The following is a 15972-nucleotide window of genomic DNA, read 5'->3' on the forward strand; positions in this document are numbered from 1 at the left end:
TTCGCCATGAACATCGACATCCGTCACCGTTTCATCAGCATCGCCGCTGGCGCTGGTCTGTTTGCTTCGCTGGGCCTGACCGCCTGCGACAAGAACACCGAGGAGCCCACGCCGCCGGTCGAGGTCGTGCAGGTCGACACCCCGCCGGCCGAGCCCGCGCGCGTGTACCCCGAGCCCCCGGCCCCGTCCGAGCAGCGCTCGGTGAATTTCCCGGCGCTGCAAAAGTTCGAGCTGCCCAACAAGCTCATGGTCTACATCGTGGAGAACCACGAGGTCCCGCTCGTCGACGTGCAGCTGGTCGTCAAGGCCGGCACGATCAACGACGACCTGATCGGCGCGATGACTGCGTCGATGCTGACCGAGGGCACCAAGAAGCGCAGCAAGGCCAAGATCGACGAGTCGATCGAGCAGCTCGGCAGCAACCTCTCGGCTGGCGCGGGCGAGCACAACAGCTTCATCCAGACCCGGGTGTTGACGCCCAACCTGAAGTTCGCGCTCGAGCTGGTCAACGACGTCGCCCAGAACCCCAAGTTCGACAAAGACGCGCTCGACAAGCAAAAGGATCAGCAGAAGGTCGCGGTCAAGGGCGAGAAGTCCGACGGCGGCGCGCTCGCGCAGCGGCTGACCCAGAAGCTGCTGTTCCCGCCCGGCCACCCCTACGCGCCGGACTTCCCGACCGACGCCGAGATCGACGCCGTCACCCCCGAGGCGCTGCGTGCCTTTCATGACCTCTACTACCGGCCCGGCAACGCCTACCTGATCCTCTCGGGTGACGTGACCCAGGCCGACGTCCAGAAGCTGGTCGAGAGCACGCTCGGTCGCTGGAAGCCCTACGAAGGCGAGGTCCCGCCGCATCCGCTCGAGGCCTTCTCTGGCGCCGACTACCAAAAAGCGGTCCCGACCGAGCTCGCGGTTCACATCGTCGACCGCAACCAGATCAGCTCGGACATCGTCATCGCCAACGTCAACTCGGTCGCTCGCAACAGCCCCGAGTGGGAGAAGATGGCCGCGGTCACCAAGCTGTTTGGTGGTGGCATGTCTTCGCGCCTGTTCCGTGACATCCGCGAAGAGCGAAAGCTGACCTACAACATCGGCTCGTACCAGGCTCCGGAGAAGGCGATCGGCGCGTTCGTGATCGTCACCCAGACCAAAGAGACCGACGAGATGCTCAGCGCGCTGCTGGGTCACATCGACCGGCTGCGGACCACGGATCCGACCGAGCAAGAGTTCAAGGCCGCCGTCGACAACATGGCCCTGAGCTTCCCGCTGCAGATCGAGACCGCCTCGCAGATCGCCAGCAAGGTCGGCACGATGCTGACCTACAACCTGCCGGACGACTACTACAACAACTACATCGAGGAAGTCCGCAAGATTGAACTCGGTGACATCAAGGACACCGCCGCCAAGCACATCCACACCACCCCGGTGATCGTGATCGTGGGCAAGGCGGCGAAGGTCAAAAAGCAGCTCAAGGACGTCAAAGAGCTCGAAGGCGCCAAAGTCTACGAGTACGACACGGACCTCAAGCCGCTGTAGTCGGGCCAAGGTCTGCGATACGCGCCCCGCGGGAACAATCCCGTGGGGCGTTCGCGTGTGATGAAGTGGTGAAGACCTGGCCTCGGGGCCGGGGCCCCGCTACAACCTGTGGAGTACGCTTCATCATGTGCGGCATCATCGGCTACACCGGCTCCCGTCCCTCGGCACCGATCCTCGTAGAAGGGCTGCGCCGGCTCGAGTACCGCGGCTATGACTCGGCTGGGGTTGCGATCCTCGATCCCGGGCGCACACCGCTGACGGTGGTGACCCGCTGCGAGGGCAAGATCGCCATGCTCGCGGCCAAGCTCGAGGCCGAGCCGGTCACCGGCACCAGCGGGATCGGGCACACGCGCTGGGCAACCCATGGCCGGCCATGCGAGGCCAACGCCCACCCCCAGCGAGCGGGGCGCGTGTGCGTGGTCCACAACGGGATCATCGAGAATCACGCGAAGCAGCGCGCCGGGCTGATCGAGCGCGGCCGGGTGTTCATGAGCGAGACCGACACGGAGGTCGTCGCTCACTTGATCGACGAGATCTATGACAGCGCAGCAGGGGATCGCGCAGCGGGGGATCGCGCAGCGGGGAACGGTGGCGCGGGCGACTTGGCCGCGGCCGTGCGCGAGGCGATCTCCAGGCTCGACGGCGCCTACGCCCTGTGTGTGGTCCACGACGAGCACCCCGGGCAGCTCGTCGCGGCCCGCCACGCTTCGCCCTTGCTGATCGGGCTTGGCGGCGCGCAGGGGCAGCTGGATCTGGAAGAGACCTTCGTGGCTTCGGACGTGGCGGCGATCCTCGAGCACACGCGCACGGTCGTGGATCTCGACGATGGTGACATCGCGGTCGTGGATCCCAGCGGGATCCTGCAGCTGCTCGACGCCGAGGGGCGGCCGGCCAAGCGCGGCCGGCGAAGGATCGAGTGGAGCCCGCTGGCCGCGGAGAAGCAGGGCTTCAAGCACTTCATGCTCAAAGAGATCTTCGAGCAGCCGCGGGCGGTCCGCGACACGCTGAGCGGTCGGCTGCCACAATTTCGCGGGAGCGATGCCCAAGCACAGGACTCCCTCGACTTCGCGGATCTCTCGGGGATCGACTTCGCGACCCTCGCGGATCACCACAAGATCACCATGCTCGCGTGCGGCACCTCGTGGCACGCGGCGCTGGCCGGCAAGTACCTCGTCGAGCAGCTCGCGCGGATCCCCGTCGAGGTCGATCTCGCCAGCGAGTTTCGCTACCGCGAGCCGATCGTCCGCGCCGGTGACCTGGTCCTGGCGATCTCGCAGTCGGGCGAGACGGCCGACACCAAGGCGGCGCTGCAAGAGGCCCAGCGGCTCGGGGCCGTGGGCCTGGCGATCTGCAACGTCGTCGACTCCTCAATCGCCCGCGCCGCCGACCACGTGCTCTACACCCACGCGGGGCCAGAGATCTCGGTGGCCTCGACCAAGGCGTTCACGACCCAGCTGACCATGCTGACCATGTTCGCGGTGCACCTGGGCCGACGGACCGGGGCGCTCGAAGCCGAGCGGGCCAACGCGTTGCTCGACGGGCTGCGCGAGATGCCGGTCGCGATTGACGCGGTGCTGGGTGTTCAAGCCGCGATCAAGATCATCGCCCGGCGCTGGGTCGCCGCCCGCGACTGGCTGTACCTTGGCCGCGGCCTGAGCTTTCCGGTCGCGCTCGAGGGGGCGCTCAAGCTCAAAGAGATCAGCTACGTCCACGCCGAAGGCTACGCGAGCGGCGAGATGAAGCACGGGCCGATCGCGCTGATCGACGAGAACGTCCCCGTGGTCGTGCTCGCGCTCGAGGGGCCCGGCTATCACAAGACGCTCTCGAACCTGGAAGAGGTGCGCAGCCGCGGCGGCAAGATCATCGCGGTCGCCAGCTCCGGGGACGACCAGATCGGTGACCTGGCGGATGACGTGATCCTGGTCCCGCGGGTTGACCCCTTCTTGCAGCCGATCCTGGCCTCGGTGCCGCTGCAGCTGCTCGCGTATCACATCGCGGATCTCAAGGGCACCGACGTCGACCAGCCTCGCAACCTGGCCAAGTCCGTCACGGTCGAGTGAGCTCGACCAGCGGCGCGGGCAGCCGACGCAAGAGCGTGCGCTGGCTGGGCTCGAGCGCGGCCAGCAACTCCGCGCAGCGGCGGCCGTGGACACGCAGCAGCGGATCCATGTCGAGCAGCGGCTGCAACACGAAGTCGCGCCGCGACAGCTCCGGGTGCGGCAGCGTCAGGTTGGGGGCCGCAATCGACAGCTCGCGTCCGTTTGGGCCGAAGCCGCAGAGCAGATCCAGATCCAAGGTGCGGTCGCCCCATCGCTCGCGTCGGACTCGACCGTGACCGCGCTCGATCCCCAGCATGTGCGCGAGCAGATCAGCGGCCGGGAGCGCTGTGTGAAGCTCGACGGCGGCGTTGAGGAACGCGTCGGCGCCGGGACCGAGCGGGCGGGTCTCCCACACGCTGGAGTGAGCGGCGAGCGTGACCTGGGCGAGCGCGGCGAGCTCGGTCGCGGCGGCGCGCAAGGTCGCAAGGCGATCCCCGAGGTTGCTGCCGAGCCCGACGAAGTAGCGGGCCATGGGGGCGGTGGCGTTCATGGCGGCTGCGGTCCCTCGATCAGCTCGATCGGCTCGATCGACTCGATCGACGGGCCCTGATCGAGCTGGGGGGTTCGACGGGTGTCGGCGACGCCCGAGTGCGCGTCGGTCATCCCCGTGAACGGGGCCCGCAGCGACAGCACGAGCACCCGAGGCTCGACGTCGTCCCCGTTGATCGTGGCGATCTCGATGACCGCGGGCAGCCGATCACCCATGGGTACGGGCGCGTCCCATGCCGGCAGCTCGAAGCGAGTCCGCCCGGTCGCGTTGGTCATGGCTTCGAGCTCGATCGCGCCGCCATCGATGATCAACCGGACCCCTCGCTTCGCCAGCGGCGCGGGCTGGGTGTTGGCGCAGGGCTGCGCGGGTCCAAGCTCGACCTCGAAGGCGTCGGCGTAGCGGGTCGTGTCGCGCGAGCGGTGGGCGTCGACGATCCCCGCCGCGAGCAGACCCGCAGAGATCACCGCGAACACGCCGCCCACCACGTACGCGCTGGTGTAGTCGTAGGCCTCGCGCCCGGTCCCGTCGACCAGGCGATCCGAGAACAGCTTGGGCCGCGCAAACGCCAGCGCCGCGAAGCCGCCCGTGAAGGTGCCCAGCGCGAAGTCCCAGATCACGAAGCCGCGGTTGGTGCGGTGAACCTTCTCGACCCGCAAGACCGGCACGTGCCGGGTTGTGACGCAGCTTTGCAGCTCGCGGATCTCGACCAACAGCCGGGCGTTTACCTGCACGTAGTCGGCCACGAACTCCCGCGCGACCAGCTGCTCGCCGCCAAATTGTTCACTCGGTTCTGCCCGCGGTCGGACGGTGACCGTGTTCGTGACGTCGATCGGCGCGCAGGCCAGCCCCACACAGACGAGCCCCACGCACAGGTACCGCCCGCGACCCATGGCAGCAGGGCTCCTAGAGCTCGACGGCCTCGCCGAGCTTGGCACCGACGACCCGCGCGACCGTGGTCATCAGCTCCTCGTTGGTCTTGCTGGCGATCCACTGGTTGCGCTCGCCGACGTAGTCGAAGTGCCACGCGGTCGTGCCTGCGGCCATCCAGATCTGCTCGGCGGCGGAGTGGGCGTTGATCACGAACTTGGCCCCGTCCTCGAACGCGAGGGTCAGGACGTCGCCGGCGAGGTTGACGTCGAGCAAGTCATGCTCGAGATCCCCGAGCACCTCGTCGATGTGGCGAAGGGCGGCGCTGGCTTCGGTGTAGAAGGTCTTGAGATCCATGATCCAGTATTGGGTAGTGGGTCGCCCGCTGGGCCAGCGAGTCGCGAGAGCTTTGGTGCGCAGCGCTACTCGGCCTGCGCGTCGTTGGCCTCGGGCAGCAGCCCCATCTCGACGGCTTGGGCCTCGGTCACCTCGAACACCGGCATCTCTTCGCCGTTGGGCAGCTTGATCGTGCGCGGCGCGGGCATGGCGTGCAAGCTTGTCTGGACGAACGCGCGGAAGTTGTCGTCCGCGCCCCGCCGGCCAGCAATGAAGGTGTTCGCGGCCTGCCAGCCGAAGAAACCCAGCAACGGGACGTAGATCAGCCCCCGAATGACGAGCCCCAATCGCCGCCGTTTGGCGCGGCGCTCGATCTCGGCGTCGGTCTTGGACTCGGCTTCCACCCCGCGACCTTATCACTGGACGGACGTGAACACGCGCCGCCGCTTGACGATCGCGCTGATGCTCCCGCCTGGCGCGAGCGCGGCGGGGTACTCGGCCTCGAGCGCGCGGGTCAAGGTGAGCGTGACCTCGCAGCTGCTGATCGCGCCGCCGCCAACGAGCTCGTTGGCGGCGACGATGAAGCTGCCGGTGTCGTCGACCTCCGCCTCGTAGCCAAGCCCCTCGATGCAGCTCGAGCCGATCTCGTCTTCGATCGCCAGGTTGAGCTGGTGTCCGGTCCAGTTGGGCGTCCAGCTGACCTCGAGCGGCTCGCCCCGCGGGCGCGCGGTGCCGTCGCTTGGCGCGGTGATCTCGAGCGCAGGCGGCATCTGCACGGTCGCGCTGACGTCGGTGCCGTCGTTGCGCTGCAGCGAGATCTCGAAGCTGGACTCGGACTGGTCGAACTGCACGACGTAGTAGCGGTGACCGAGGGCGTACAGCTCTTCGGCCCGCACCCCGTTGACCTCGAGGTGGTCTGCGTCATGACACAGCGCGAGCGTGGTGCCTGGACCGCCGGCGGACCCAGCGTCGCCGGCCGTCTCGAGCTCGATCTCGACTTCCACGCCATCGTCGAGATCACTGATCGTCGCCTGCAGCACCAAGGCCGACGTCGCGAGATCGCAGCTGCGTGGCGTGTCCGCGCACGCCACCGCGCCAAGCGCGAGCAGTGCGAATGAGCAGTTGCGAGGGTGCATCCGGCCACGAGCATAGCCTCCGTTGGTTGTGCGTTGGTGGGGTCTACACCCCGCACTCGGTGCCACGCGTGACCCAAAGATCAGTGGGATCACTACTTGTCTCTACAGTGGGCTTGGCTCACCAAAAAAACCAGCCGTGTTCTCGCTGGTCTTCGGCGCCGGGAGTACACTTCGTCGACGAGTCGATTCGACCCGCGTGAGTGCGATGGCTGACGAAGACCCAAATGGTTCACCCGAGACCCTGGGCCGAATTGCTCTCAAGCAGGTCCGGGTGAGTCGCGCCGAGGTCGAGGCCCGCAGTCGCGAGCCAAGCAGCGCGCGCAAGGCCAGCAACCCAATGAATCGGCTGGTGCCGTACTTGGATCTGTTCTCGCGGCTCAGCGATGACGAGCTCGCGCGCCTCGCTCGCGTGCCGATCACCGCAGCCGAGAGCCTTCGCCAACAGATCGAAGAGGTCAACCGCGCGCTCAGCCGCTTCGCCGACTTGCTCCCGCGGCTCAGCGACGATGAGCTCGCGCGGTTGACCGGGGCCACGGTCAAGACCCTTCGGTTCTGGCGGCTGAGCCAGCCTCGGCATCTGCAGGGTGACTCGCGTCGGCGCAGCCCCGCCGACAACACGGCGACGCCGAGCCCCGGGACCCAAGAGAACGTGTCGGTGCGCCGCGGCCTCGAAGACGCCGAGCTGTCCAGCACCAGCTGGAACTCGATCCGACGTCCGGCGGAGTTTGGGGTCGAGGAGTCGAGCGACGAAGACGAGGGTCCGGACGGGTCCGCGACCTTCGTCATCGATACGGTTGAATGACGGCGTTCATGGACGCCGCCGGCACCCTCAGCGGGCGGGCGGCGTCGGCGGTAGCGATCGCCGCCTGCGATCCAAGCTCTCGGATCGCGGGCTCGATTTATTTTCAACAGATCTGCAACACGGCGCCGCGCGGGCCGAGAGGGTGTGTGTGGCAGCAGGCACTCTCCATCAAGGCACCCTCGAGCTGTTTCGACACGATCCCTGGCTCGCGTTCGACTTGCTCGGCGTCGAGCGGCCCGTCGTCGGGACACCGATCGATCGTCGCGCGGAGGTCGAGCGCAACAACCCCAAGCGAGCTGGCCAGGTCTTGTCCAACTTCCCGGACCTGGTCTTGGTCCACGAGGACGGCACCCGCGGCGTCGTGATCTGCGTTGAGGCGCAGGGCAAGCTGGATCTCAAGAAGCGCTGGCTGCTTCCCTACTACCAGGCGGCGCTCGCCAAGGATCACAAGCTGCCAACCTGGATCGTGGTGGTCTCGTACTGTGATCGGGTGTCAGAACAGCTGGCGGCTTGGAAGGTCGGACACCCGCCAGCGGTGAACGTGCTGCTGCTCGACGCCCACACCGTCGCGCCGATCTTGGATGTGAAGCGAGGCCAAGCGTGGCCCACCGCAGCGGTGCTGGGTGCTGCCCTGCACGGATGCCGGGGCAATCTCGAGGCTGCGCGGGCCGGTCTTCAGAGTATATTGAAGCTACCCAACGAGCGGCGCGACTCGTACCGCGCGACCTTGTGGGCGGCGCTGCCCAAGCCAATGCAGGCACTACTGAAAGAGGAGATGACAGTGGAACAACGCGAAGAAATCTGGGACGTCGAGCGACGCAGCGGGGCCTTCTCATATGGCCATGAAGAAGGTCTGGAAGCAGGCCGAGAAGAAGGTCTGGAAGCAGGCCGAGAAGAGGGTCTAGAGGTGGGTCTAGAGGTGGGTCTGGAAGAGGGTCAACGAGTCGGCCGGCGCACGACGCTGGTGGAGTTGATCCTCACGGTGCTCGAAGTTCGCGGCGTCGCCCTTCAGACCAACGAAGTGGCACAAATCCGCGGCTGTGATCGCCTCGAGACCCTCGAGCGCTGGGCCAAGCTCGCGCGTGAGGTCAACGCCGGCGGCCAGCTGTTCGAGCAAGGCTGAACGCAGCCGGTCCGCGTGCTCGATGGCGCAGTCTGGGGCTCTGTAGACACCCAATCCGTAGCGCTTCGCTGCTCGGATCAAGTCCCGGGGGTGTGGCCGAACAGGTGGATGTGCAGGCGCAGGCCAAGCCGGAAATTGCGGGCTTGGCAGGTGTCGAGGGCCGCGAGGTAGCCGGCGCGCAAGCTCGCGTCGTCGGTGCCCTCGGGCATCAGCAAGATCTGCTCGCGGGCGTTGGTGGGGAGTTCGAGGGCATCGACGAGCTGATCGATCTCGTCGAGGTCGGCCGCGAGTTGCTCGGGCGAGCTCGTGCGGACCACGAACTTGAGCTGCCATGTGTAGTTGGCGATCAGCCGCGCGAGCACATCGAGGTTCAGGCGGGCGGCCTCGTGCATGGGTGCGAGCTGCTTGCGGCCTAGCTGCTCGGCTCGCTGCCACGGGGTGCTGTGCGACAGCTTTGGCGAGATCGACATCAGGTCGGCCTGCAGGCCCTCGCACCAGACCGTGCCTGCGGTCTCGACCGTGAGGTGGTGGCCAGCCGCGCGCAGCGCTTGACTGAGCTCGGCCGCGGGGGAGAACAGCATCGGCTCACCCCCGGTCAAGACCACGTGGCGCGGCCCCGCAGCGCACCACGCCACGATCTCGTCGAGGGTGGCCGCGTCACCCTCGGGCGTCCACGAGCTGCGCGGGGTGTCGCACCAAACGCAGCGCAAATTGCAGCCGGACACGCGCACGAAGCTGCTTGGTACCCCGACGAGCGCGCCCTCTCCCTGGACTGAGACAAACCGCTCTTGGATCCGCAGTGAGACCACCGCGCGCATGCTGACCGATCGCTCCCGAATGAGCTAGATCTCCATGCGCGCTGCGCGTCCCATGGACACAGAAAAGTGGGTTTGGAGCCCCCTCCTAGGGGCCCACACACGCGGATGCGAGCAAACGGCCCCGAGGAGCGAAGCGACCAGACGCGTCAGCGGCTGCAGTCGGCGAAGGGCCAAGGTCTCTGTGGGGGCCAAGGACTCTTTGCTAGTCTGCCGGCGATGCAGACGCCGCGAACGAAGATCGTTGATGCGCTAGACGCCGCTCCCCCGGTCGCTGGCGTGCGCGTGAAGGGCTGGGCTCGGACCGTGCGCGACAGCAAGAAGGTCGTGTTCATCGCGCTCAACGATGGCTCGTCGTTTGCGAGCTTGCAGGTCGTCGCGGGGGCGGAGCTCGAAGGCTTCGAGGATCTTCGCCACCTCACGACGGGCTCGGCGCTGAGCGTCGAAGGTGAACTGGTCGCGTCGCCAGCCAAGGGCCAGGCCGTCGAGCTCAAGGCCACTAAGGTCGAGATCGTCGGCAAGGCGGACCCAAGCTACCCGCTGCAAAAGAAGCGACACGGGTTCGAGTTCCTGCGCGAGCAAGCCCACCTGCGCGTCCGGACCAACACCTTTGGCGCGGTGTTTCGGGTGCGCAGCGTGCTGGCCCAGGCGGTTCATCAGTTCTTCGCGGACCGCCGCTTCGTCTACGTGCACACGCCGATCATCACGGCCAGCGACACCGAGGGGGCGGGCGAGATGTTTCGCGTCACCACGCTCGGGCTCGGGGATCCGCCGCGCCGGCCCGACGGCAGCGTTGACGATGATCAAGACTTCTTCGCCAAGCCCACGTTCTTGACCGTGTCGGGGCAGCTCAACGGCGAGTCCTTCGCGCTCGGGCTCTCGGACATCTACACGTTTGGGCCAACCTTCCGGGCCGAGAACTCCAACACCAGTCGGCACGCGGCGGAGTTTTGGATGGTCGAGCCCGAGATGGCGTGGTGCGACCTGCAAGACGACTGCGATCTCGCCGAAGTGTTCGTGAAGTACCTGCTGCGGACCGCGCTGGACAAGTGCCCGGAAGATCTGGCGTTCTTCAACCAGCACATCGACAAGGGCTTGATCGCGCGGCTCGAGCAGGTCGCCTCCGCCGAGTTCGCGCGGGTCAGCTACACAGAGGCGATCAAGCTGCTGCAGGACTCCGGCGAGAAATTCGAGTTCCCCGTCGAGTGGGGCAAGAACCTGCAGGCCGAGCACGAGCGCCACATCACCGAGAAGATCCTCGGGCGGCCAACCTTCGTGACCGACTACCCCACGCCGATCAAGGCGTTCTACATGCGCCGCAACGATGACGAGAAGACCGTCGCGGCCATGGACCTGCTGGTCCCGAACATCGGCGAGCTGATCGGCGGCTCGCAGCGAGAAGAGCGGCTCGATGTGCTCGAGGGCATCTTCGCCGCGGATCCCCACCTGAGCGCGGAGGACTATGGCTGGTACCTGGACACCCGCCGGTTTGGTACCGCTCCACACGCGGGCTTTGGGCTCGGGTTCGAGCGCCTGATCATGTATGTGACGGGCATGGAGAACATCCGCGATGTGATCCCGTTCCCGCGTACGCCCCGTCACTGCGACTTCTGATCCAACTTCTCAGCCAAGCCGGGCTTGGCGTCGGGCGTCGCAGCCCTTCGGCGGGACGACGTCCACGCCGAATCACGTTGGCAATCGCCGCGCTCGACAGTAGCCTGCGCCGGAGTGGCAACCATCATCGAGTTCATCCTCCAGAATCTCTGGCTCCCGGTGGTGGTGTTGGGTCTGGGTCTGTACCTGTGGTTCCGGCTGGGCCGGCGCAAGGGCGATTGGGGTATAACGGTTCGCCATGGCGACACCCAACCTTCGCTACCGACTGCTCGGCCGCTCGGGCCTGCGCGTCTCCGAGATCTGCCTGGGCACCATGAGCTTTGGCGAGCAGTGGGGCTTCGGCGCAGACGAGGCGACCAGCCACCAGGTGCTCGACGCCTACGCCGACGCGGGCGGCAACTTCTTGGACACCGCCAACAAGTATCACGGCGGCGAGACCGAGCAGATCGTCGGCAGCTGGCTGGCGCAGGTGCCCGGCCGCCGCGAGCGGACCGTGCTCGCTACCAAGTACACGCTGTCCATGGACGGCACAGATCCCAACGCGTCGGGCAACCATCGCAAGAGCCTGCACAGCGCGGTCGAAGAGTCGCTGCGGCGGCTTGGGACCGACTACATCGACTTGATGTGGGTTCACGCGTGGGACCAGTACACCCCCTACGAAGAGACCATGCGCGCGCTCGATGACTTGGTCCGCGCCGGCAAGATCCTCTATATCGGCGTCAGCGACACGCCCGCGTGGGTGGTCTCGGCCTCGAACACGCTCGCCGAGCTGCGCGGGTGGACGAGCTTCGTCGGCCTGCAGATCGAATACAGCCTGTTGCAGCGCACGCCCGAGCGTGACCTGCTGCCAATGGCCGAGCAGTTCGGGCTCTCGATCCTGGCTTGGGCGCCGCTCGGCGGCGGGGTGTTGACCGGAAAGTACACCCGCGACAAGGGGTCCACCGACTCGCTGCGCAAGCAGGGCAACGTGTCGCGCGGGCGGACCTCGGAGCGCGCGCTGGAGATCGCCCGCACGGTCGACGCCGTCGCCGACGAGCTCGGCGCGAGCTCGGCCCAGGTCGCGGCGGCGTGGGTGAGCGCGCAGGGGTACCGCTACATTCCGATCGTCGGCGCCCGCAAGCTCTCGCAGATCCAAGACAGCCTGACCGCAGCCACGATCGAGCTCAGCCCCGAGCAGCTCGCCAAGCTCGCCCATGTCAGCAAGGTGCGGCTTGGATTCCCGCACGACTTCCTTGGCGCCGACGCCGTGCTCGATCTGGTCCGCGGAGAGATCCGCGGCCGCATCGACGGGCGGGGACCTCAATGAGGAACAAACAAATAAAAAAGCGGAGGAGGAGGGATTCGAACCCCCGGTAGGGTTTCCCCCACAACGGATTTCAAGTCCGCCGCCTTAAACCACTCGACCACTCCTCCGGTCAGGCGGCTGGGAGTATGCCTGCAGCCACGATCGGCGTCCAGGCTTTCTGCGCTCCGGCGAGGCGCTCAGAGCCCGCGGAGCAGCCGCTCGACCTCGCTGCGACCGGCCGCGTTGGCGGGCGCGAGGCTCAGATACTCGTTGAGCGCGGCCTTGGCCTCTGCGCGGCGCCCGAGCTCGACGTAGCTCTCGCCAAGCCGACGATAGCAGTCGATCAGCGCGCGCTCGGTCGCGTTGGCCTTGGCGTTGTCGATCGCGGCTTGGAGTGCCTTGACCGCGGGCCCGTGCTTGTTCAGATCGTTGTGGATCCGGCCTTCTTGGTAGAAGGCTTCGAACAGGCTCGAGTCGAGCTTCTGGGCCTTCTGAAAGTCGGTGATCGCGAGCTCGCGCTTGCCCATGTCTTTGTGGGCCAGCCCCAACGCGAGGTGCGCGTACGGGTAGGCGTCGGTCTGCTGGACAACCGGCGCGAGCAGCTCGATCGCCTTGGCGGCGGCGCCCTCGTAGGCGTAGAGCCGCCCGAGCAGGGCGGCCGCCTCCAAGTTCTTGGGGTCCAGCGAGAGCGCGCGGGCGTAGTGGCCGCGCGCGTCGTTGGGCCGGGCGTTGTACTCGAGCGCTTGACCCAGCCACATCTCGACTTCGGCGTCGCCGTCGCGGGTCTGCGCGCTCTCGATCTCCGAGAGCGCGCGGGCGTACTGACCCTGAGTCAGCAGGGCCCGACCCAGCAGCAGGTGCGCGCGGGTGTCGGTTGGATCGCGCTCGATGACCTTCTGCGCGAGGCTCTGGGCTTGCTCGGGTCGGTCTTGGGCGAGCCGCAAGGCCGCGCCGGTCAAGATGATCTCGCGCGAGGCTTCCGGCGCCTCGAGGCTGGCGCTGATCAACGCCTCGAGCTCGTCGAGCTTGCCCTTGCGCAGCAGGACCTTGCCGAGCGGCTCGGTCAGCCCGGGGTACCCACCGGTGCGCTCGTGGAGCTCGAGCAGCGCCTCTTCGTGGGCCTGGCGTTGACCAAGTTGATCGAGCAGGCGCGCCCGCAGCAGCAGGGCGTCGTTGCTGGCGGGATCACTGGCGATCGCGTCTTCGATCGCGGTCAGAGCCCGCTCGGGCTCGCCGTTGCTGAGCAGGACTTCGGCGCGGACCCGGCCGACCGTGGCGAGGGCCTGCCGGCCGCGGACGCTGGCTTTGGCGTCGGCCGCGAGCAGGGCCGCGAGCTGCTCGTCGAGCAGCTTCAGCGCATCGGCGCGTTGATCAGCGCGGATCAGCAGGTCCACCTCGTGGACGATCGGCGCGGCGTAGAGCGGATCGAGCTTGCGCGCCGCGGCGAAGGCCACGCGAGCCTCGTCGGTCTTCATGACCAGCGCGTGGGCCTGGCCGAACAGATCTTGGACCTGTGGATCTTTGCTGCCAGTCTCGCCGAGCGACTCCAAGCGAGCCCGCGCCTCGTCATCGAGACCCGCCTCGAGATCGACGCGCGCGGCGGTCTTGATCAGCAGCGGGTTCTTGGCGCCCTCGCCTTGCATCAAGACGTCGAGCTCCGCGCGGATCGAGGAGAAGTCCTTGTTGCTCAGCCACAGATCAATGCGATCGATCCGGGCGGCCGTCAGCCCCCCGTCGCTGGCGAGCGCCTGATCCAGCAAGCGCATCGCCGCGCCCGTGCGGCCCTGCGCCATCGCGATGCCGGCGCGCTGACGCAGGATCTCGGCCTTGTGGGTGTCGCTGATCGAAGCTGGTTGAATGCCCTGGCCGATCTGCGCGGCCTCGTCGAGGCGGCCCTGATCCAAGGCCGCGTGCATCAGCGCTTCTTGCAGCGCCAAGTGGTTCGGCGAGGTCTTGGCGGCCTGGCGCATGGCCGCGATCCCGTCGACCGGGTTGGCGGCGAAGCGAACCTGAAGCACGGCCAGCTGCGCGGCCTGATCGTTGGGCCGACCCGCGACCGCGGCCTCTGCCGCGGCCCGAGCCTTCTCGGTCTCGCCTTTGTCGAGCAGCGCCCACGCTTGATACAGCGAGGTCCGCGGCTCGGCGTCCGTGAGCAGGGCGATCGCCTCGTCGCGCTTGCCGGTGACCAGCAAGGTCAGGCCCACGACGCGCCGCACGAACGGCTCTTGCCGGGTCTGGAACGGCGCGAGCAGCTTGTTGGCCTCGGCCAAGCGCGCGGGATCTGGACCGTAGCGATAGTGGAGCAGCAGCGCCGCCTCGGCCCGGCCGACTGGGTCGTTCTCTGACAGCTCGTAGGCCTGCACATAGCTGGCCGGCGTGTCTTGGTCGAACTTGGCGAGCACGCCCTCGGGCCGCTCGGTTGGCTCCGCTGATGGCGGCGTGACCTCGTCGCCGCTGTCTGTCTCACCGATCGGCGGAGTGTCTGGGCCCGACTCGAACAGCCCCATCTGCATGGCGAGCACGCCGCTGCCGATCAGCACGATCGCGCCGAGCAGACCGTAGACGACGAAGCGGTTGACGCCGCGCTTGGGCTCGCCGGGGACGCGCGCGGGCTTTTGTTTGAGCGCGCCCGCGGGCGTACCCGTGGCTGCGGCGATCGGGGTCTCGATCGGCTTCTCACCCAGGCCACGCAAGCCGCCGGGAGCTGGCTGGGCCTCGTCGAGATCGAGATCGAGATCATCGACCGACGCTGGGACCAGGTTGGCCGGCTTGGGCGTGGGTCGCCCGGCCGACGTTGGCAGCGAGTCGACGGCCCGGGGCAGCGAGTCGACGGCCCGGGGCAGCGAGTCGACGGCCCGGGGCAGCGAGTCCGCCGCCGTCGGGAGCGAGTCGAAATTGTCGAAGTCGGGCGCCGGGAAGTCGTCGATCGGCGCGTGAAAGTCGTCGAACTCGCCCGGCAGGTTGTCGACCGGCATCGGGAGATCCGGCGACGGCATGGGCAGATCGTCGATCGAGAGATCGCCGTCGTCGATCGAGAGATCGTCGCTGAAGCCCACGTCATCGACCGGAGTCGGGAGCTCGAAGTCGGGCTCGCCCGACGGAAGATCGATCTGTGGGGTGCCCCCGCCAAACCCCGGCGGTGGCGGCAGATCCATGTCCCGGGCCGCTCCGGCAGGCATGGGCAGATCAAAGCCATCGTCAACGATGTCTTGGACGCCGCTGGACGCTGCTGGCAGATCCAGCCCCGCGAAGTCGGGGCTGTCGAGGTTGGGCCGCGCCGGCGTGAGCTCAACCTGCGCGCGCGGGCTCGCTGCGGCTCCGGACGAGAGATCCGCGAGCTCGATGGTCTCGGTGTCGCCTTGATACTCGAACTCCTGGACGCCGCTTCGCGCGGCAGGATCTTCTTCGGCGAAGTCGTTGGCGTTGCCGTGGGTGATCGAACCGAGCTCGGGCAGGTGCTCGAGGTCGCCAGCGAAGAAGGGGTCGTCGTCGTCGTCGTCGAAGCTCCCCGAGCTACCCGACATCACGCCGGACTCGGCCGGCAACACGCCGGACTCGGCCGGCATCACGCCGGAGTCGACCGGCAGGATCCCCGAGGAGAAGGGATCGTCGATCGGCGGAGGCGGGGGCGCGGCGGGAGCTGGGGGCTTGGCGCCGGGGTTGGGAAATGGCGGAAGCCCGAGCCCCCGCGCTTCTGTGGGCGGCATCGCCGGGGAGGGCGGCATCGCCGGGGCGGGCGGCATCGCCGGAGCGGGCGGCTTGATCGGCGGGGGACGCATCGCCAGCTTGGTCGCCGCGCCCGGTCGCCGCGCCTGTGCCGCGGTCTTCGGTGGAGGTGGCTTGGAGCCACCCGGTTGAGCAGGTGGCTA

The 15972-nt window shown here is 67.6% G+C and carries 13 protein-coding genes and 1 tRNA gene; 6 read left to right on the forward strand and 8 right to left on the reverse strand.

Annotation, left to right across the window (positions count from 1 at the left end; translation table 11 throughout):
* The first annotated feature begins 6 nt into the window (after positions 1-6).
* Complete coding sequence (locus tag DB30_RS34455; protein ID WP_052557184.1) at positions 7-1536, forward strand: M16 family metallopeptidase; 1530 nt, start codon at positions 7-9, stop codon at positions 1534-1536.
* Between the two features lie 125 nt (positions 1537-1661).
* Positions 1662-3596 (forward strand): glutamine--fructose-6-phosphate transaminase (isomerizing), encoded by a 1935-nt coding sequence (gene glmS, locus DB30_RS34460; RefSeq protein ID WP_052557186.1) that lies wholly within the window; start codon positions 1662-1664, stop codon positions 3594-3596.
* On the opposite strand, the gene folK is transcribed toward glmS, so the two are convergent.
* The 5 genes from folK to DB30_RS34485 all read right to left on the reverse strand — a co-directional run bounded on the left by folK (position 3583) and on the right by DB30_RS34485 (position 6464).
* Complete coding sequence (folK, locus tag DB30_RS34465; protein ID WP_052557188.1) at positions 3583-4125, reverse strand: 2-amino-4-hydroxy-6-hydroxymethyldihydropteridine diphosphokinase; 543 nt, start codon at positions 4123-4125, stop codon at positions 3583-3585. The two genes, glmS and folK, sit on opposite strands and share 14 nt — an antisense overlap.
* On the reverse strand, positions 4122-5015 hold the full coding sequence (locus DB30_RS34470; RefSeq protein WP_052557192.1) for a hypothetical protein: 894 nt from the start codon (positions 5013-5015) through the stop codon (positions 4122-4124). The genes folK and DB30_RS34470 overlap by 4 nt, the downstream gene beginning before the upstream one ends.
* A gap of 13 nt (positions 5016-5028) precedes the next feature.
* Entirely contained in the window at positions 5029-5349 is a 321-nt protein-coding gene (gene cyaY / locus DB30_RS34475) for an iron donor protein CyaY (RefSeq protein ID WP_052557194.1), read from the reverse strand.
* Positions 5350-5414: 65 nt separating this feature from the next.
* Positions 5415-5732: a hypothetical protein gene (locus DB30_RS34480; RefSeq protein ID WP_052557196.1), complete on the reverse strand. Its 318-nt coding sequence runs from the start codon at positions 5730-5732 to the stop codon at positions 5415-5417.
* Positions 5733-5744: 12 nt separating this feature from the next.
* The gene (locus tag DB30_RS34485; protein ID WP_052557198.1) at positions 5745-6464 is read right to left on the reverse strand and encodes a hypothetical protein; all 720 of its coding nucleotides are present in this window, start codon (positions 6462-6464) and stop codon (positions 5745-5747) included.
* A gap of 205 nt (positions 6465-6669) precedes the next feature.
* Between DB30_RS34485 and DB30_RS34490 the strand changes: the two genes are divergently transcribed.
* Together DB30_RS34490 and DB30_RS34495 are read left to right on the forward strand one after the other, a co-directional pair.
* Positions 6670-7266 (forward strand): hypothetical protein, encoded by a 597-nt coding sequence (locus tag DB30_RS34490; RefSeq protein ID WP_052557200.1) that lies wholly within the window; start codon positions 6670-6672, stop codon positions 7264-7266.
* A gap of 148 nt (positions 7267-7414) precedes the next feature.
* Complete coding sequence (locus DB30_RS34495; protein WP_052557202.1) at positions 7415-8389, forward strand: Yae1 family protein; 975 nt, start codon at positions 7415-7417, stop codon at positions 8387-8389.
* Between the two features lie 77 nt (positions 8390-8466).
* Here the strand turns inward: DB30_RS34495 and DB30_RS34500 are convergent, their stop codons facing one another.
* Positions 8467-9207 carry a 7-carboxy-7-deazaguanine synthase QueE gene (locus DB30_RS34500; RefSeq protein WP_205633131.1) on the reverse strand — a complete coding sequence of 247 codons (741 nt, stop codon included), beginning with the start codon at positions 9205-9207 and terminating at the stop codon, positions 8467-8469.
* A 216-nt stretch (positions 9208-9423) separates the two neighbouring features.
* Between DB30_RS34500 and asnS the strand changes: the two genes are divergently transcribed.
* A complete protein-coding gene (gene asnS, locus DB30_RS34505) occupies positions 9424-10818 on the forward strand; it encodes an asparagine--tRNA ligase (RefSeq protein WP_052557204.1) in 1395 nt (464 codons plus the stop codon).
* Between the two features lie 238 nt (positions 10819-11056).
* Positions 11057-12124, forward strand: a complete 1068-nt coding sequence (locus tag DB30_RS34510) for an aldo/keto reductase (RefSeq protein ID WP_052557206.1) — start codon at positions 11057-11059, stop codon at positions 12122-12124.
* A gap of 20 nt (positions 12125-12144) precedes the next feature.
* Here the strand turns inward: DB30_RS34510 and DB30_RS34515 are convergent.
* Positions 12145-12231 (reverse strand) — tRNA-Ser (locus tag DB30_RS34515).
* 69 nt (positions 12232-12300) lie between these two features.
* Entirely contained in the window at positions 12301-15882 is a 3582-nt protein-coding gene (locus DB30_RS34520; protein ID WP_052557207.1) for a tetratricopeptide repeat protein, read from the reverse strand.
* Positions 15883-15972 lie beyond the last annotated feature (90 nt).

The sequence above is a fragment of the Enhygromyxa salina genome, assembly GCF_000737335.2.
Classification (GTDB): Bacteria; Myxococcota_A; Polyangia; order Nannocystales; family Nannocystaceae; genus Plesiocystis; species Plesiocystis salina_C.